This is a genomic window from Streptomyces sp. NPDC043861, from assembly GCF_056435905.1.
Genome location: NZ_JBWKDP010000001.1, coordinates 253,574 through 271,362, shown reverse-complemented (window position 1 = coordinate 271,362; position 17,789 = coordinate 253,574). Strand labels below are relative to the sequence as shown.

At 71.1% G+C, this 17,789-nt stretch carries 14 protein-coding genes; 5 read left to right on the top strand and 9 right to left on the bottom strand.

All coding sequences use genetic code 11. The annotated features are described in order from the left end of the window. Nucleotides 1-20 precede the first annotated feature (20 nt). From AC068D_RS01060 to AC068D_RS01045, 4 genes are all read right to left on the bottom strand, one after another. Nucleotides 21-1,484 carry an NCS2 family permease gene (locus AC068D_RS01060; protein ID WP_478820793.1) on the bottom strand — a complete coding sequence of 488 codons (1,464 nt, stop codon included), beginning with the start codon at nt 1,482-1,484 and terminating at the stop codon, nt 21-23. 254 nt (nt 1,485-1,738) lie between these two features. Further along, nucleotides 1,739-4,144, bottom strand: coding sequence for a xanthine dehydrogenase family protein molybdopterin-binding subunit (locus AC068D_RS01055; protein ID WP_478820792.1), 2,406 nt, complete (start codon nt 4,142-4,144; stop codon nt 1,739-1,741). A gap of 5 nt (nt 4,145-4,149) precedes the next feature. Then, the gene (locus AC068D_RS01050; RefSeq protein WP_478820791.1) at nt 4,150-4,737 is read right to left on the bottom strand and encodes a (2Fe-2S)-binding protein; all 588 of its coding nucleotides are present in this window, start codon (nt 4,735-4,737) and stop codon (nt 4,150-4,152) included. Nucleotides 4,738-4,739: 2 nt separating this feature from the next. Beyond that, nucleotides 4,740-5,630, bottom strand: a complete 891-nt coding sequence (locus AC068D_RS01045; RefSeq protein ID WP_478820790.1) for an FAD binding domain-containing protein — start codon at nt 5,628-5,630, stop codon at nt 4,740-4,742. Between the two features lie 284 nt (nt 5,631-5,914). Here AC068D_RS01045 and AC068D_RS01040 point away from each other — a divergent pair, with 284 nt between their 5' ends. The 3 genes from AC068D_RS01040 to AC068D_RS01030 all read left to right on the top strand — a co-directional run bounded on the left by AC068D_RS01040 (nt 5,915) and on the right by AC068D_RS01030 (nt 9,099). Continuing rightward, entirely contained in the window at nt 5,915-7,648 is a 1,734-nt protein-coding gene (locus AC068D_RS01040) for a PucR family transcriptional regulator (protein WP_478820789.1), read from the top strand. 274 nt (nt 7,649-7,922) lie between these two features. After that, nucleotides 7,923-8,687 carry a hypothetical protein gene (locus AC068D_RS01035; protein ID WP_478820788.1) on the top strand — a complete coding sequence of 255 codons (765 nt, stop codon included), beginning with the start codon at nt 7,923-7,925 and terminating at the stop codon, nt 8,685-8,687. A gap of 139 nt (nt 8,688-8,826) precedes the next feature. Then, entirely contained in the window at nt 8,827-9,099 is a 273-nt protein-coding gene (locus AC068D_RS01030; RefSeq protein WP_478820787.1) for a hypothetical protein, read from the top strand. A 261-nt stretch (nt 9,100-9,360) separates the two neighbouring features. Here the strand turns inward: AC068D_RS01030 and AC068D_RS01025 are convergent, their stop codons facing one another. Together AC068D_RS01025 and AC068D_RS01020 are read right to left on the bottom strand one after the other, a co-directional pair. Further along, nucleotides 9,361-10,602, bottom strand: a complete 1,242-nt coding sequence (locus AC068D_RS01025; RefSeq protein WP_478820786.1) for a WD40 repeat domain-containing protein — start codon at nt 10,600-10,602, stop codon at nt 9,361-9,363. Between the two features lie 74 nt (nt 10,603-10,676). Then, nucleotides 10,677-11,462, bottom strand: a complete 786-nt coding sequence (locus tag AC068D_RS01020) for a GntR family transcriptional regulator (RefSeq protein WP_478820785.1) — start codon at nt 11,460-11,462, stop codon at nt 10,677-10,679. A 148-nt stretch (nt 11,463-11,610) separates the two neighbouring features. Here AC068D_RS01020 and AC068D_RS01015 point away from each other — a divergent pair, with 148 nt between their 5' ends. Together AC068D_RS01015 and AC068D_RS01010 are read left to right on the top strand one after the other, a co-directional pair. After that, a complete protein-coding gene (locus tag AC068D_RS01015) occupies nt 11,611-12,486 on the top strand; it encodes a (2Fe-2S)-binding protein (RefSeq protein ID WP_478820784.1) in 876 nt (291 codons plus the stop codon). Nucleotides 12,487-12,705: 219 nt separating this feature from the next. Continuing rightward, on the top strand, nt 12,706-13,758 hold the full coding sequence (locus AC068D_RS01010) for a DUF2637 domain-containing protein (protein WP_478820783.1): 1,053 nt from the start codon (nt 12,706-12,708) through the stop codon (nt 13,756-13,758). Between the two features lie 81 nt (nt 13,759-13,839). Here AC068D_RS01010 and AC068D_RS01005 read toward each other — a convergent pair whose 3' ends face one another. From AC068D_RS01005 to AC068D_RS00995, 3 genes are all read right to left on the bottom strand, one after another. After that, nucleotides 13,840-14,265: an ATP-binding protein gene (locus AC068D_RS01005; protein ID WP_478820782.1), complete on the bottom strand. Its 426-nt coding sequence runs from the start codon at nt 14,263-14,265 to the stop codon at nt 13,840-13,842. Between the two features lie 135 nt (nt 14,266-14,400). Further along, nucleotides 14,401-16,143, bottom strand: a complete 1,743-nt coding sequence (locus AC068D_RS01000; protein WP_478820781.1) for a pyruvate dehydrogenase — start codon at nt 16,141-16,143, stop codon at nt 14,401-14,403. A 27-nt stretch (nt 16,144-16,170) separates the two neighbouring features. Next, nucleotides 16,171-17,622, bottom strand: a complete 1,452-nt coding sequence (locus tag AC068D_RS00995; protein ID WP_478820780.1) for a protein phosphatase 2C domain-containing protein — start codon at nt 17,620-17,622, stop codon at nt 16,171-16,173. Between the last annotated feature and the right edge of the window lie 167 nt (nt 17,623-17,789).

Genomic DNA, 17,789 nt, shown 5'->3' with positions numbered 1-17,789 from the left:
TACGCGGCGGCCCGGCGGGGTCAGTGGACCCCGAGCCAGCCTTCGAGCGGGTGGAGGGCGAAGAACACCACGAAGATCGCGGTCAGGCCCCACATGAAGGCGCCCACCTCGCGGGCCCTGCCCTGGGCGGCCTTGATGGCGACGTAGGAGATGACGCCCGCGGCCACGCCCGGAGTGATGCTGTAGGTGAAGGGCATCAGCACGACGGTCAGGAAGACCGGGACGGCAACCGAACGGTCGCCCCAGTCCACATGCCTGGCGTTCTGCATCATCATCGCGCCGATGACGACCAGGGCGGCGGAAGCCACCTGCGGAGGCACGATCGCCGTGAGCGGGGTGAAGAACAGACAGGCGGCGAAGAACAGGCCGGTGACGACCGAGGCGAGACCGGTCCTGGCCCCCTCGCCGACGCCGGTGGCCGACTCGACGAACACGGTCTGGCCCGAGCCGCCGGCCACGCCGCCGATGGCACCGCCGGCACCGTCGATGAACAGCGCCTTCGACAGACCGGGCATCCGGCCTCGCTCGTCGGCGAGCTTGGCCTCGGTGCCGACACCGATGATCGTGGCCATGGCGTCGAAGAAGCCGGCCAGCACCAGTGTGAAGACGATGAAGCCGACGGTCATCGCACCGACCTCGCCCCAGCCCCCGAACTCGACATGGCCGAAGAGGGAGAAGTCGGGCATGGAGACCGCGCTGCCGTTCAGCTCCGGCGGAGCCATGTTCCACGCCTTGGCGTCGAGACCGGCCATGCCGTGGACGATGACCGCGACCACGGTGCCCACGACGATGCCTATCAGGATGGCGCCGGGCACGGCGCGGGCCTGCAGCATGAAGATCAGCAGCAGGGTGAAGCAGAAGATCAGGACGGGCCAGCCCGCGAGTTCGCCGCCCACACCGAGGGTGACGGGCGGGCCGAACTCCGAACCCCTGCCCACGAAACCGGACTTGACCAGGCCGATCAGGGCGATGAACAGGCCGATGCCCATGGTGATGCCGTGCTTCAGCGGGAGCGGGATCGCGTTCATGATCAGCTCTCGCAGACCGGTGACCACCAGAAGGCAGATCACCAGGCCGTACATCACACACATGGCCATGGTCTGCGGCCAGGTCATCTGGGGCACGACCTGGGAGGCGAGAACGCCGGAGACACTCAGACCGGCCGCGAGGGCGAGCGGAACCTTGCCGATGAAGCCCATCAGCAGGGTGGTCGCGGCGGCCGCGAAGGCAGTCGCAGTGATGAGTCCCGGTTGGCCGAGGACATTGCCCGCAACGTCCTTGCCGTTGAGGATCAGAGGGTTGAGAAGAAGGATGTACGCCATCGCCATGAAGGTGGTGATGCCGCCGCGCACCTCGCGCGCGACCGTCGATCCTCGTTCGGAGATGTGAAAGTACCGGTCGAGCCAGGACCGTCCGGCGGGGACGCGTGAGCCGGGGCCCGCGTCCTCCGCGGTGGTCCTGGGCTCCACTGACGACTGGGTCATGGTGCCTACTCCCAAGGTTCAAAGGGGCACCCGCATCCGGTACGGACGCCGGGAAGCTGCGGGATTTGGGACTTGCGTTGGCTGCACGACCCGGGGGACGGCCCGAGACGAACGATTACTGCTGGCGGGTACTGCGGGGTACTGCGGGATGCCGTAACGCGAGCGGTGCGGTACGGGTTCTCCGGCCGGCGCGGGCATGTGGACCTGTGGTGTTCCCACGAGGCACGCACCGTCCGGAGAGTCCTGGTGGGGTGTCAGGTACCGGTGAGGTGCTCGGGGCGTACCGGTGTCCTGTTGAGCTCCAGACCCGTGGCGTTCCGGATCGCCGCGAGGACGGCCGGAGTGGACGACAGGGTCGGGGCCTCCCCGATGCCGCGCAGCCCGTAAGGCGCGTGCTCATCGGCGAGTTCGAGCACATCGACGGGGATGGTCGGCGTGTCGAGGATCGTGGGGATCAGGTAGTCCGTGAAGGAGGGGTTGCGCACCTTCGCGGTCTTCGGGTCGACGATGATCTCCTCCATCACCGCCATGCCCAGGCCCTGGGTGGTGCCGCCCTGGATCTGGCCGACGACGGACAGCGGGTTGAGCGCCTTGCCGACGTCCTGGGCACAGGCCAGTTCGACGACCTTCACCAGACCGAGCTCGGTGTCCACCTCGACGACCGCGCGATGGGCGGCGAAGGAGTACTGGACATGGCCGTTGCCCTGGCCGGTGCGAAGGTCGAAGGCCTCGGTGGGGCGGTGCCGCCATTCGAGGTCCGCCTCGACGGCCTCGTCCTCCAGCACGTCCACCAGATCGGCGAGGACCTCGCCGCCGTCGGTGACGACCTTGCCGCCTTCGAGCAGCAGCTCGGCGGTGGCCCAGGCGGGGTGGTACGAGCCGAACTTGCGGCGTCCGATCTCCAGGACCTTCTCGCGTACGGCCTCACAGGAGTTCTTCACCGCGCCGCCGGTGACATAGGTCTGGCGAGAGGCCGAGGTGGAGCCGGCGGAGCCGACCTGGGTGTCGGCCGGGTGGATGGTGACCTGGGTGACGCCCAGTTCGGTGCGGGCGATCTGGGCGTGGACGGTGACACCGCCCTGACCGACCTCCGCCATCGCGGTGTGCACGGTCGCCACCGGCACACCGCCCACGACCTCCATGCGCACCCTGGCGGTGGAGTAGTCGTCGAAGCCCTCGGAGAAACCGACGTTCTTGATGCCGACGGCATAGCCGATGCCGCGGACGACGCCCTCGCCGTGGGTGGTGTTGGACAGGCCGCCGGGCAGCGCGCGGACGTCCGCGCCCTCGGTGGTCACCCACTGCTGCTCGGGCGGCAGCGGCATGGCCTTGACACGCCGCAGCAGTTCGGCGACCGGGGCCGGGGAGTCGACCGGCTGGCCCGTCGGCAGGAGCGTGCCCTGCTCCATGGCGTTGATCTGCCGGAACTCCACCGGGTCCATGCCCAGCTTCGCCGCGAGCTTGTCCATCTGGGCCTCGTAGGCGAAGCACGCCTGGACCGCGCCGAAGCCGCGCATGGCGCCGCACGGCGGGTTGTTGGTGTAGAGCGCGATCGCCTCGATGTCGACGTCCTCGACGACGTAAGGACCGACGGAGAGGGAGGAGGCATTGCCGACGACCGCCGGGGAGGCCGACGCATAGGCGCCGCCGTCCAGGACGATCCGGCACTTCATGTGCGTGAGCCTGCCGTCCCTGGTGGCCCCGTGCTCGTAGTACAGCTTCGCCGGGTGCCGGTGCACATGGCCGAAGAAGGACTCGAACCGGTTGTAGACGATCTTGACCGGCTTGCCGGTGCGCAGTGCCAGCAGACAGGCGTGGATCTGCATCGAGAGGTCCTCGCGGCCGCCGAAGGCACCACCGACACCGGAGAGCGTCATACGGACCTTGTCCTCGGGCAGGCCGAGGACCGGGGCGATCTGGCGCAGGTCGGAGTGCAGCCACTGGGTGGCGACGTACAGATCGACACCGCCGTCCTCGGCCGGCACGGCAAGACCGGACTCGGGGCCGAGGAAGGCCTGGTCCTGCATGCCGAAGACGTATTCGCCCCTGACGATCACGTCCGCGCGCTCGGCGGCCTCGTCGGCGTTGCCGCGGACGATCGGCTGGCGGTGGACGATGTTCGGATGGGCGACATGGGCCGCGTGGTGGTCGTCGCGGCCGGGGTGCAGCAGCGGCGCGTCGGGCGCGGTCGCGGAGGCCTCGTCCGTGACGACGGGCAGCTCCTTGTACTCGACCCTGATCTTGGCGGCGGCGCGGCGTGCGGTCTCCGGATGGTCGGCGGCGACCAGGGCCACCGGCTCGCCGTGGTGGCGTACGACGCCGTTGGCGAGGACCGGGGTGTCCTGGATCTCCAGGCCGTAGTTCTTCACCTCGGTCGGCAGGTCCTCGTAGGTGAGCACGGCGTAGACGCCGGCCTGGGCGAGGGCCTCGGAGGTGTCGATGGAGACGATCTCGGCGTGCGCGACCGTGGAGCGCAGGATCTGGCCCCACAGCATGTCCTCGTGCCACATGTCCGAGGAGTACGCGAACTCACCGGTGACCTTGAGGGTGCCGTCGGGGCGGAGCGTGGACTCGCCGATGCCGCCCTTGGTCTGCGACCCCTGGGTGACCTTGGTGGGAGTGCCCGCCGGAGTGGCGGCGACTCGGGGATTGGGCGCCATGGTGCTCAGACCGCCTCTTCCTGACGGGCGGCCGCGAGGCGGACCGCGTCGAGGATCTTCTCGTAGCCGGTGCAGCGGCAGAGGTTGCCGGAGAGCGCCTCACGGATGTCCGCGTCGGACGGGGAGGAGTTGTGCTCCAGCAGTTCGTCGGCCGCGACCAGCAGACCCGGGGTGCAGAACCCGCACTGAACGGCACCGGCGTCGATGAACGCCTGCTGGATCGGGGCGAGGTCCGTACCCTCACCGGTCTGCGAGTCGGACGGGCGCGCCTCCCATCGCCTGGCGGAGTCGAGCGGGGTGCCGCAGGCACCGGTCCCGCAGGAACCCTCGTGCTCGGAGCGCTGCTTGGCGTACGCCGCCAGGCCCTCGACGGTGACGACCTCACGGCCCTCGACCTGCCCGGCGGCCACGAGGCACGAGCAGACCGGCACTCCGTCGAGACGGACGGTGCAGGAGCCGCATTCGCCCTGCTCACAGGCGTTCTTGGAACCGGGCAGCCCCAGACGCTCCCGCAGCACGTAGAGGAGGCTCTCGCCCTCCCAGACGTCGTCGGCCTCCTGCTTGCGGCCGTTGACCGTGAAATTGACGCGCATGATCAGGCAGCTCCTTCAAGCGTGCGGCCGGTGCCGCGGTACTGCTCCCAGGTCCAGCCGAGCGTGCGGCGGGCCATGATGCCCACCGCGTGGCGGCGGTACTTGGCGGTTCCGCGGACGTCGTCGATCGGATTGCAGGCGGCGGACGCGAGCTCCGCGAACTGCTTGGCGATCGAGGGAGTGATGATCTTTCCGCTGTCCCAGAACCCGCCCTCCTCGAGCGCGGCGTTCAGGAACTCCTCGGCGGCCTTCGCCCGCACCGGAGTGGGCGCGGCCGAGCCGATGCCGGTCCTCACGGTGCGGCTCCCGGGGTGCAGCGCGATACCGAAGGCGCACACGGCGATGACCATGGCGTTGCGGGTGCCGACCTTCGAGTACTGCTGCGGGCCGTCGGCCTTCTTGATGTGGATCGCCCTGATGAGCTCGTCCGGGGCGAGCGCATTGCGCTTCACACCGGTGTAGAACTCGTCGATCGGGATGAAGCGCACGCCGCGTACCGACTCGGCCTCGACCTCGGCGCCCGCGGCCAGCAGGGCCGGGTGGGCGTCGCCGGCAGGGGAGGCGGTGCCGAGGTTGCCGCCGACGCCGCCACGGTTGCGGATCTGCGGGGATGCGACGGTGTGCGAGGCGAGAGCGAGACCGGGCAGCTCCGCCCTGAGGTCCTCCATGATCCGGGTGTACGGCACGGACGCGCCCAGACGGACGTTCTCCTCGCCGACTTCCCACTCGTGCAGCTCGACGATGCGGTTCAGGTCCAGGAGGTACTCGGGCCGCCGGTGGTCGAAGTTGATCTCGACCATGATGTCGGTGCCACCCGCAATGGGCACAGCCGAGGGGTGCTCGGCCTTGGCAGCGAGCGCCTCCTCCCAGCTGGCGGGGCGAAGGAAGTCCATGAGTGGCTCTCTTCTACGTGATTCGGTCGTTCGCAGGGGCTGGGGACGGCCGGCCCTCGACTGGATATTCATGTCCTGTTAACGCGCTGTGGCCCAAGTACACAAGCACCGCCATGCCCGGTGCAGTCACCGAAACCATGAAGGAGTTGGCTGGTCGCCACCCTTGTCTTGTAGATTCGAACGAAAGACGGGACCCGGTAACCTCTCCGCTTTCCTCCCGAAACCCACTGCACGACCCCCAGAACAGTTCAACGGCTACAACGAGCCAGATCGGCGGCGACGAGATGCGGCTGCGCGCACTGCTGGAGACCGACGCGCTGGGACTGCGGCTGCTCGGCGGCGACGACGAGCTGGACCGCACCGTCCGTGGCGTGATGACGACCGATCTACGGGACCCGAGCCGCTATCTGTCGGGCGGAGAGCTGGTCCTCACCGGACTGGCCTGGCGTCGTTCCACCGAGGATTCCGAGCCTTTTGTCCGTATTCTCGCAAGCGCAGGGGTCGCGGGTCTCGCCGCCGGCGAGGCGGAGCTGGGGGACATCCCGGAAGACCTCGTCCAGGCCTGCCGGCAACACCGACTGCCGCTCTTCGCCGTGAACGAATCCGTCGCTTTCGCAACGATCACGGAGCATGTCGTACGACAGGTGTCGGGTGAGCGGGCGGGGGACCTGGCCGCCGTGGTCGACCGGCACCGCAGGATGATGACATCGGGACCGGCAGGCGGCGGCCCCGATGTCGTTCTCGATCTGCTCGGCTCCGACCTGGACCTTCGCGCCTGGGTCCTCTCCCCCACCGGCCGGCAGATCGCGGGCGCCGGCGACCCGTTGCCCGCCGAAGTCAGTGCATCGCTGGCCGGTGAACATCTGGCCGCAACCCGGACCGGGCGACGTGGACCGCACCGTGCGACCGCCGGTGGATCGACGTATTCACTGTTCCCGATCCGAAACTCAGGCCGGGGCGCAGCGCCCGCGTCACGGGACGTCCGGGAGACCGTGCTCTCCGACTGGCTGCTCGCCGTCGAGGCCGACGCCTCCGACTGGCCCGCCGCCCGGCTCGATCTGCTCCAGGGCGTCACCCAGCTGATCGCGGTCGAACGCGACCGTCGCGAGGCGGCGCGCACGGTACGGCGCCGGCTCGCCCAGGAGGTGCTGGAACTCGTCCAGAGCGGCGCCGCGCCCGCCGAGATCGCCGCCCGGCTGCGGGTCGCGGCACCGGTGCTGCTGCCGGGTCTCGGAACGGCCCCGCACTGGCAGGTCGTCGTCGCCCGGGTCGAGTGGGAGCAGGGCTCGGGGGCCCCGGTCGAGGCGGGTCCCGTGAGCCAGTCGTTGCTCGAGGAGATCCTGGTCGACCCGGCGACCACGGGGGCGGAATCGGCCGACCGCATCGCCGTCGCGCACACGGGCGACGAGGCGATCGCGCTCGTTCCGCTGCCGGCCGTGGCCGCGACGGCGGCCTCCGACGAGTCCGGAGCGACGGACGACCTCCTCGAGGGCCCGGCGGCCGACATCGGCACCAGCAGCGCCGGGCTCCACGCGGATGCGCTGCTCGCCGTCGTCCGTGAGCCCCTCTCGGCCGGGCTCGACGGCGACGGCCGCCTCACCCTCGGGGTCAGCGCCGCCGTCCACTCCGCGGAGGGCCTGCGCGGCGCCCTGGAGGAGGCCCGCCACGCCCGCCGCGTCGCAGCCGCGCGCCCGGGCCGGGTGTGCGCGGCGGGGCACCATGAGCTCGCCTCCCACGTACTGCTGCTGCCCTTCGTCCCCGACGACGTCCGGCGCGCCTTCACGGCCCGGCTCCTCGACCCGCTGCGCGACTACGACGAGCGCCACCGGGCGGAGCTCATCCCGACGCTGGAGGCGTTCCTGGACTGCGACGGGTCGTGGACGCGCTGTGCGGCGCGGCTGCATCTGCACGTGAACACGCTGAGGTACCGGGTGGGACGGATCGAGCAGCTGACGGGGCGTGACCTGTCGCGGCTGGAGGACAAGCTGGACTTCTTCCTGGCGCTGAGGATGAGCTGAGCACGACCCTTCGGCGGGGTGGGCGTTCCCTGGTGGGACCGAACCTTCCAGTGCTCGCACGCCTGTTCACGCGTTCACACGTACGGTGAAACGGGCACGGATCACAAAGCCCGCGGAACCGCGCCGTTGCGCACCTGCCGCGGCTGCGGAACCTCCCATGATTGTGAACTGATTCACCAGACCCCTTGGCCAGGCATGCCCATCCGTGCTGAGATTCGGTCTGACTCAACAGCACAATGGCGCGCTCGGGGAGGGCAATGTGGCGCATACCGCCATGTCTGGTTCCGGAACCACTGCGGGTGACGATCCTCTCCAGACCGCGGTATGGCGGCTGCGTTCGCGCGGCTGTTGGAGCGACGCGGCGGCGCTGCTCACCCCGCACTCCGCGTCCCCCGCGCTCACGCTGCAGCGGGCGTCACTCCTCGTCGAACGCTGTCTGTTCACCGGCAAGGGCTGGGCGGACGCGGAGGACGCCCTGCGCACGGCAGAGGCCGCGGCGGGCGACGACGACGAGCGCGGCGTGGCCGCCTGCGAGCGCGGACAACTCGCGTACGCGTCCACCGTGCTGGGCGTCAGGGACCGTGCGGACGAGGCGCGGGCCGCCCTCGGCCGGGCGGCCGCACTGCTCGCGCCGGACGCCCCGGGCCGCCCCCTCCTGGACTTCCGCCGCGGTCTCGTCGCCGAACATCTCGCCGACTCCCCGCAGGCCGCGCATGCGGCCTACCGCCGGGCCCACGCCGGCGCGGCCGCCCAGGGCGACACACTCCTGCTCTCCTTCACCTGGCGCCACCTGGCTGCGCTCGCGCTCCGCGACGGCGAACTGGCCGAAGCGAGGCACGGGTTCACGGAGTCGCTCCGGATCCGCGAGGAGCTCGGCTATCTCGTCGGTACGGCCCCGGCCCTGGCGGCGCTCGCCGACACCGAACCCGAGCCCGAGGCGGGGCGCCTGCGAGCCGAGGCGGGGCGTCTGTTCCGGCTGCTGGGCGGCGTACCGACCTGGCTGGCGGACCAGTTGGCTCCGTCGGCGCCGGCTGCATGACGTCCTGCAAGCCCGTTCCGCCGCGCGGTACTTGAGACCTTCGGCTCGGATCCTCGGGCCTGTCTTCCCACCAAAGTCGTCACGCGATCGTCCTTCGGAAGGACGGGAACCCCGCAGGGCGGGATCTAGCGTGATCCGTATGAAGAGTGACACGGGGGAACACTCCGACGGGTACCCGAGGAAGATGATCGCACTGGGCATCGTGGCGGGAGCTCTCGCCGCGGCAGGCGTCCTCGGGGTGTGGTGGTGGCAGGGCTGGGGATTTCGCTTCGGCTTCGGCTGGCTCTCGGTCAAGCTCGGTGTCAAGGTGGGCTTCCTCGTCGCCGCCGGAGGGCTCGGAGCCCTCGTCGTGCGGTGGCGCAAGCGCGGCGGGGCTCGGGCCGGGGAGGGGCCGGCGGAGGCTTCCCCGTAGCGAAGCCAGGGCCTGCAGCCTGCGGCGGGCACGCCGCTCAGCACATGGTGGGCCTCGGCGCCCCGTGCGACGCCGGTGCCGCGCGTGGACGGGACCGCCTCGGCGGGCCGGTGCTGCCTCCGCGGGCCGGTGCTCGCGACACCGGTCGCCCCGCTGTCAGCCGCCGGACCGCGCCGTGAGGCGGAACAGCATCTCGTCCGTGCCGACGACGACCGACCGGCCACCGGCCACCGGCCAGCGCACGCACCGGTTGCCCCGCCGTCAGCCGGCGGACCGCGCCGTGAGGCGGAACAGCGTCTCGTCCGTGCCGACGACGACCGACCGGTCACCGGCCACGGCCAGCGCACGCACCGGTTGCCCCGGGCGGAAGCCGAGGACCTCGCCCGTGCCGGCCGGGCGCAGTTCGACCAGGCCGTCGGCCCAGGCGACCGCCAGCGCCGTGCCCAGTCCCGAGAGGGCGACCACGGAGCAGGGGCGCTCCGCGACCGGAGCCGTCCGCGGGGTGCGGCCCGGGGACCAGATGCGGACCGTTCCGTCGGCGCCGCCGCTGCAGACGAGCGGTGCGGGATCGTGGAGAACGGTCACGGAGGTGACCCTGCCGCGGTGCGGGGCCGCCTGATGCAGTCCGTCGAGGCCGAACGCGTGCAGCGAGCCGTGCCGGTCTCCGGCGACGACAAGGCCGTCGGCGGCCGCCAGCGCGGTGCCCGGGTGTCTCTCCAGCGTGGTGGCGACGGCGTCCGTCAACGGTGTACGGCCGTGGGCGTGCGGACGTCCGCGCTCGTCCAGCATCAGCAGGGTGCCGTCGGGGAGCGGCGCAAGGGCTGTGATCCGTACGGGCATGGGGACGGAACCGGCCGCGGGTACGGCATCCGCCGGATCCAGCGAACGGATCGTGCCGCGCTGGTCGGCCACCAGCAGATGGCCCGCCCAGCGGCCCGCGCCATGGGCCAGCGCGGCCACGGGACCGGGCCAGGGCGGGGTGACATCGCCGCGCACCCGGGTCCAGTCGACGCGCCACGGGGCGCCCGAGGCGAGGGCGTCGAGGGCGGGCCGTGACCGGGGATCGGCGTCGTCGCCGAGCGCGGTGAGCAGGACCAGGGCGCGCCCGGACGCCGACTGCTCCCGGATCAGCGACGGGCCGGCCCGGAACCAGGCGGCCCGCAGACCTCCGCCGTCGCCCTGGAAACCGCTGTGGTGCTCGTACGCGGTCGTGACCTGCAACGGGTCGGCGGAGCACAGCGCAACCGCGTCGTCCGAATCCCCCGGGGCACCGCCGGCCCGCGTGGCCTCCGGCCTCCCGGTCCCGGTGACGATCCGGAGGTGACCCGAATCCCTCAGGGCACCGACCAGTGCGGCCATCTCCTCCGGATCGTGAGCGGCTTGGAGGTCCGCCACGACGACCCGTCGAGGTCGCGCGTCGGCCGTCAGGGCGGCGATCAGCTCGCCGGAGGTCCGGGCCACCACTCCCAGCCGGTTCGCCAGGGCCCACACCGCGCCCCGCACGCTCAGCCCTGCGAGCGAAACGATCGTCTCCGCCTCCGCCTCCGGGGACGAACCCGCCCGGCGGTGAGCCGGCCTCAGCGGTCCGCACCCGCGAAGTGCTCGCGCACCAGTGACTGCACCACGGCGAGATCCTGTGCGATCAGGGCTTCCAGGAGTGCGGCGTGCTCGGCCGCGTCGGCGATCAGGAGCGCGCGGTGGGAGATCTCCGCGGAGGGCCCGGCGCCGGTGCCCCGGGCACCTGACGACGGCCACTGGGAGCGGCGGTGGAGTTCGTCGGCCACGGCGACGAGCTGCTCGTTGCCGGCGAGGGCCAGGACCGCGCGGTGGAAGGCACGGTCGGATTCGGCGTAGCTCGCGCGGTCGCCGGTGGCGGCTGCCGCGGCCGTGGCATCGGCGAGGGGGCGGAGCGCGGCCCAGTGGGCGGCGGGGACGGTGCGTGCGAGCCGGAGCATGACCGGGACCTCGATGAGGGCCCGCACCTCGGCCAGCTCGGCCAGCTCGCGTGCGCCGCGTTCGACGACGCGGAAGCCGCGGTTGGGGAGGACCTCGACCGCGCCTTCGAGGGAGAGCTGCTGCATCGCCTCCCGCACGGGCGTTGCGGACACCCCGAAGCGCTCCCCCAGAGCGGGCGCGGAGTACACCTCGCCGGGTACCAGTTCGCCGCTGACGAGTGCCGCGCGAAGCGCCCGGAGGATCTGGCCGCGCACGGAGTGGCGGCGGACGGCCGTGCCGGGGGCGGGCGGCTCGCTGTGCGTGTGCTCACCGCGGACCTGATCCGGGATGCATGCCTGTGCGTCCGTTTCCTGGGAGGACGCATGCGGCCCTGCCGCGGCGGCCCCGCGCGCTCTGCCCTGCTCCACTCGGGTCCTCCTCAGGCGTCGTGCGGGCCCGGCTCGCGTGGCGCGGACCCTCTGTGCACGATAGGCGGAGGTGACTGCAGTTCAAACACCGATCACATCGGGTAAGGTTAGGCTAACCTTCTAACGATCGTGATTCGGTGGTCTCCACATGACCGTCCCCGCCCCTCCCGGCTCGCACCTCATGGCTCCCCCGTCCGCCGCCACGCCGGTCACGGACGCGTATGCACGCCTGACCGGGGTGTTTCCGGGTCTGCGGGTCCGGGAACTGTCGGCGCACGAGGCGACCCCGCACGACGGCGGCTGGCTGAGGGCCGCGGATCTCGCGGCGGGCGGTCCCGCGCTGGACGCGTTCCTCGCCCAGGACGACGCACAGGTGGTGCGCGACTACGGCGAGCGGGCCCGCCCCGATGTGATCGCCAGCTTCGGGCTGCACCGCTATGCGTGGCCGGTGTGCCTGCTGATCACGGTCCCGTGGTTCCTGCAGCGACGGGTGCCCCGGGTGCCCGTCGGGGACGTGTCCTTGGAACGCGCCCTCGGCCTCATGGCGGTACGGGTCCGCGAGTTCGCCTGCCTGCCCGGCGATCCCGCGGCCGCGCTGCCCGGTGCCCGCGTCGTACCCGACGAGGAAGCGCTGCGCGGCGAGGTCAGGGACGCCGTGGCGGACCACTTCGGACCCTTGCTCGAAGGCTTCGGACCGCGTATGAGGCGCGGCAGGAGGGCACTGTGGGGCATGGTCACCGACGATGTGGTCGAGGGCCTCTGGCACATCGCCCAGCTGCTGGGCGAGGAGCCCCGGGCGACGGCGGAGCTCGGGGCGCTGCTGCCCGGTACGACGAAGCCGTATGTCGGCGCGGCCGGCTTCCGCGAGCTCACCGGCCCGTGCGGTGAGCCGCTTCCCACGCGCGACCGGGCGAGCTGCTGCCTCTTCTACACGCTCCGGCCCGAGGAGACATGCGCCACCTGTCCTCGCACCTGCGACGCCGAACGGGTGCGCAGGCTGACGGGCACCGCCGCTCAGTGCTGAGGGAAGCCCCTCTCTGAAGACCACTCGTCCGAGTGCTGCCAATCGAACTCCAATTCCGCTGGAGCAACACGCGTTCGAGCGGAACACCCCTATTTGTCCGCCCCGGCATCCCCTTGGCGTTCTCTTGCCACGAAACCCCCTGACCGGCACCGGACTTCGGCCAATATGGCGCCCGAAACGCCCTACCGCGATGCAGATGCAAGGATGCAAGGGACCTCAATGAGACTGACCGACATATCGCTGGAATGGCTGCTTCCGGGCGGCGTGATGCTCGCGGGTGTCGTGGCGGCGGTGGCGGTGCTCGCACGCAGCAAGCGCGCCGGGGACGGTTCCGCGGCCGAAGACTCCTGGGAACGCAGCGAGGAACGCCGCAGGCGGAAGGAAGCCGTCTACGGCACCGCCTCCTATGTACTTCTCTTCTGCTGTGCCGCGGTCGCCGCGGCGCTCTCGTTCCACGGCCTGGTCGGCTTCGGCCGGCAGAACCTCAACCTCTCCGGCGGCTGGGAGTACCTGGTCCCGTTCGGCCTCGACGGCGCCGCCATGTTCTGCTCGGTGCTCGCGGTGCGCGAGGCGAGCCACGGCGACGCCGCCCTCGGTTCGCGGCTGCTCGTCTGGATGTTCGCCGGTGCGGCAGCGTGGTTCAACTGGGTGCACGCCCCTCGTGGAATGGGCCACGACGGCGCCCCCCACTTCTTCGCAGGGATGTCGCTGTCGGCGGCGGTGCTCTTCGACCGCGCCCTCAAGCAGACCCGCAGGGCCGCACTCCGCGAACAGGGCCTGGTTCCCCGCCCCTTGCCGCAGATCCGCGTCGTACGGTGGCTGCGGGCGCCCCGCGAGACCTTCGGCGCCTGGTCGCTGATGCTCCTCGAGGGCGTACGCACACTGGACGAAGCCGTCGACGAGGTCCGCGAGGACAAGCGGGAGAAGGAGCAGAACCGGCTGCGCAGGCGCGAACAGGAGAAGCTGGAACGGGCGCAGCTGCGTGCGATCAACCGGCAGCACCGCGCCTGGGGCCGCGCCCGCGGCGGGCGGCAGGTGGACGTCGGCGCCCTGAACGGACCGGCGGGCACCGCGGCAGCCGTCGCGGAGCCTGCCATACCCGAGCCGGGACAGCTGCCATCGCGCTCCCGGCCCTCCCTTCTGGCCGTGAGGGGAACTGAGCCCGTCACACCGATCACTGTCGACCTCACCGCCGAGGACGACACCCAGGCGCTGCCGCGCCTCGACTCGCTGGAGCGCAAACTCAAGGATCTCGAGCAGCAGTTCGGCTGAATGAACGGTGGGCGGACCGGTCGGACTTGCTCACGACCAGTCCGCCCGCCGCCCGGATCATCCATCGGACGTCCGGTGTGGTCACTTCAGCCCGGCGTCCAGTTCGAACCACACCACCTTGCCCAGGGCGTGCGCCCGCACTCCCCAGGAATCCGCGAGGTTCTGCACCAGCATCAGTCCCCTGCCGTGCGTACTCTCGTCCGGGGCGGCCGGGACCGGCAGACGGGGCTCGCGCGGCCCTGAGGTGAAGTCCCTCACCTCGACCCGGAGTCTGGCGGGTGCCACGGTCGCCGTCACGACCGCACCGTCCTCGGTGTGGATCAGCGCATTGGTCACCAGCTCACTGATCAGCAGCTCCGCCACTTCGGCCGAGCCCGGTACGCCCCAGTCGCCGTGCCCCAGTAAGTCACGCAGAGCCCGCCTCACTTCGGGTACGGCCCTCAGATCCGAACGCCCCACTCTGCGGCGCAGCTGTGCAGGCCCGGACCGTCCCTGACGTCTCGTCATCATCCCCCACCGCACGTCGGAATGGTCCTTTCCTTGTCGTCCTGCCGAACAGGCACTCCGAAATGCATGCCCCACCCCCGTCCCGCCACGCATGCGGATTTCACACCGAGTTATGAATGCAGCACGCTCCGCTCGTCATGGTCTGGGCACGTTCCGCAGGTTCGAGCGGGCCATCTGGACCATCTTCCCGACGCCGCCGTCCAGCACGATCTTGCTGGCGGAGAGTGCAAAGCCGGTCACCATGTCGGCTCTGATCTTCGGCGGGATGGAGAGCGCGTTGGGATCGGTGACCACATCGACGAGGGCCGGACCCTTGTGTCTGAACGCCTCCTGCAGCGCTCCCGGGAGCTGCTTCGGCTTCTCCACACGCACGCCGTAGGCGCCGGCTGCCCGTGCGATCGCCGAGAAGTCGGGGTTGTCGTTCGTGGTCCCGTACGACGGCAGGCCCGCGACCAGCATCTCCAGTTCGACCATGCTCAGCGAGGAGTTGTTGAAGAGCACGACCTTCACCGGCAGGTCGTACTGGACGAGCGTGAGGAAGTCGCCCATCAGCATGGCGAATCCGCCGTCCCCGGACATCGACACGACCTGCCGGTCGCGGTCGATGAACTGGGCGCCGATGGCCTGGGGCAGGGCATTGGCCATGGAACCGTGGCTGAACGAACCGATGATGCGGCGTCTGCCGTTGGGGGAGACATAGCGGGCGGCCCACACATTGCACATACCGGTGTCGACCGTGAACACGGCGTCCTCGTCTGCGAGTTCGTCGAGGACGGAGGCGACGTACTCGGGGTGGATCGGTACATGGCGGTCGACCTTGCGGGTGTACGCCTTGATGACACCTTCGAGTGCGTCGGCGTGCTTCTTCAGCATCTTGTCGAGGAAACGCCGGTCGGTCTTGGCGCGCACCCTCGGGGTGAGGCAGCGCAGCGTCTCTCGCACATCGCCCCAGACCGCGAGGTCGAGCTTGGAACGTCTACCCAGGTGCTCGGGCCGCACATCGACCTGGGCGATCTTGACGTCGTCGGGCAGGAAGGCGTTGTACGGGAAGTCCGTACCGAGCAGGATCAGCAGATCGCACTCATGCGTGGCTTCGTAGGCGGCGCCGTATCCGAGGAGACCGCTCATACCGACGTCGTAGGGATTCTCGTACTGAATCCACTCCTTGCCGCGAAGCGCGTGTCCGACGGGTGACTTGATGCGCTCCGCGAACTGCATGACCTCGGCGTGGGCGTCGGCGGTTCCGCTGCCGCAGAAGAGGGTGACACGCTCCGCGTCGTCGATCATGCGGGCGAGCGCATCGATCTCCGTGTCGCCCGGGCGGACGGTCGGGCGGTTGGTGACGAGTGAGTGCTCGATGGACGCGGCGGGCGCCTGCTGGGAGGCGATGTCGCCCGGGAGTGCGACGACGCTGACGCCGCGGCGGCCGATGGCGTGCTGGATCGCCGTCTGGAGAAGGCGCGGCATCTGCTGCGGGTTGGAGATCAGCTCGCAGTAGTGGCTGCATTCACGGAAGAGCTGGTCGGGATGGGTCTCCTGGAAGTAGCCGAGGCCGATCTCGGAGGAGGGGATGTGGGAGGCCAGAGCAAGCACGGATGCGCTGGAACGGTGGGCGTCGTAGAGACCGTTGATGAGATGGAGGTTGCCGGGGCCGCAGGAACCGGCGCATGCCGCGAGTCGTCCGGTGATCTGCGCCTCGGCTCCGGCGGCGAAGGCGGCGGCCTCTTCGTGGCGGACCTGGATCCACTCGATGGCGGCATTGCGGCGGATGGCGTCGACGACGGGGTTGAGGCTGTCGCCGACGACTCCGTAAAGCCGTTGCACGCCCGCGCGGACGAGGATGTCGACGAACTGTTCTGCGACGTTCTGCTTGGCCATGGATCCATCTATCCACGGCCCGGTCCGTTACGCCTCCCAGACGGCGCAGGCCGTACGGTCGTCGGCGTAACCCTTCACCCTGAGCTGGGTGTCCGCGAGATAGGCGGCGAGGCCGGGTGGCTCGGATGCCGCCCAGCGCGCGGCGAGCTCGCCGGCGAGGGCCGGCTCACCCCGGAGCGGTTCGGCGAAGCCGGTGCTGCAGAGCAGGAGTGTGTCGCCCGGGCGGGCGACGGAGGCACGGAAGAGGAAGGGCTCGGCGGGCGGCGGGACGGGCTCGTCGATGTGCGGCGAGGGGGGTGTGGTGATACCGAGTTCCATGGTGAGCCGGTCGCCCGCGGGAGTCTCCGACGGCGATGAGCCGTAGCCGACGACGGGCTCACCCGCGGGGGTCTGGGGCACATGCGGCTCGATGTCCTGCCAGACACCGTCGCGCAGCCGGAAGAGCCCGCCGCCGCCGGCGCCGAAGAACACCCGGGTGCGGCAGGCCGGGTCGGCGGACAGCAGCAGGCAGCGCAGGCTCGCCGTGTATTCCTCGGGCGGTAAGCCGAGTTCTGCCGCGCGGGCACGGAGCTTGCCGAAGGTACGGTCGGCGAGCCGGTGCAACCCGGACTTGAGATCGCCCCGGCGGCCTGCCCTGATGTCCGCCGCGAGGCGGGCTTGACTGCGGCCGACGGCTCCGCCGATCCAGTGTGTCGCGTCCCCGGCGGCGAGATGCGCCCCCGCCGCGGCCCGCGCCCCGGTGGCCACGGCCACGAGCACCAGTGCGCCTTCACCCGCACCGAAGCGTGCGGTGAGGAGTGCGTCGCGGCGGGGCTCGCCGCGATAGCGCGCGGAGTCTCCCCGCACGGACGCGGCGCGCAGGGTGTACGTCCCGTAACGGGCGCCGTCGAGCACGGTGTCCGCGACGAGCTCGTCCAGTTCCTGGGGGTGTGCGGCCGGGAGTGCCGTGGGTTCCGGGTCGTAAGTGGGCGGCCGGTCCCCGACATGGCCGGCCCGGGGGGCCGGTGGCGTGGTTCTCCGGCGCCCGGGGGCGCCCGCGTCCGGGGCGGCGCCGCCCTGAGGTGGCGCCGAGGGCCGCGGGGGCACGGCGGCCGGGTCCTTGACGGAACGGGGGGTGGGGGTACCGCCTGCCCCGGTGCCCGGACCGGGCGGGTCGGCCGGTGCGGGTGGCGCCGACGCTTCCCACGGGGCACGGGCACCGGGCCGCAGAGGGTCCCACCAGGCGCGCGGGCGCTCCTCCGGAGGCGGGGGCGGAGCCACCGGTGCTGCCGGTGGCCGGGGCGGAGCCACCGGTGCCGCGGGAGGCGCGGGTGCCGGTGCAGGCGCGGGCTCCGTGCCCACGGTGTCGACCGCGGAGTCGAATCGGTCGTCGAGGGTGTCCCCCGCCGATGGGGCGGGACCGGTGTCCGGTGCGGACTCGTCGTACAGCCGCTGCCACCAGTCGTCCGGGCTGGTGGGCCTCTCCCCCTGCTGGCTCATGCCCCTATTGTCCACCGTGGAGGCCGGTCGAAAACGAGGGAACGGGAGATTCTGTCCGCGCATGGTTGCGTGGACGGGTCCACCGGGCGGCCCAACCCCCCACGGGAGGGCCGCCCGGCGGACGTATCGGTGGCCGGGGCCCGTCGGGCACCGTTCCACGGTCACGG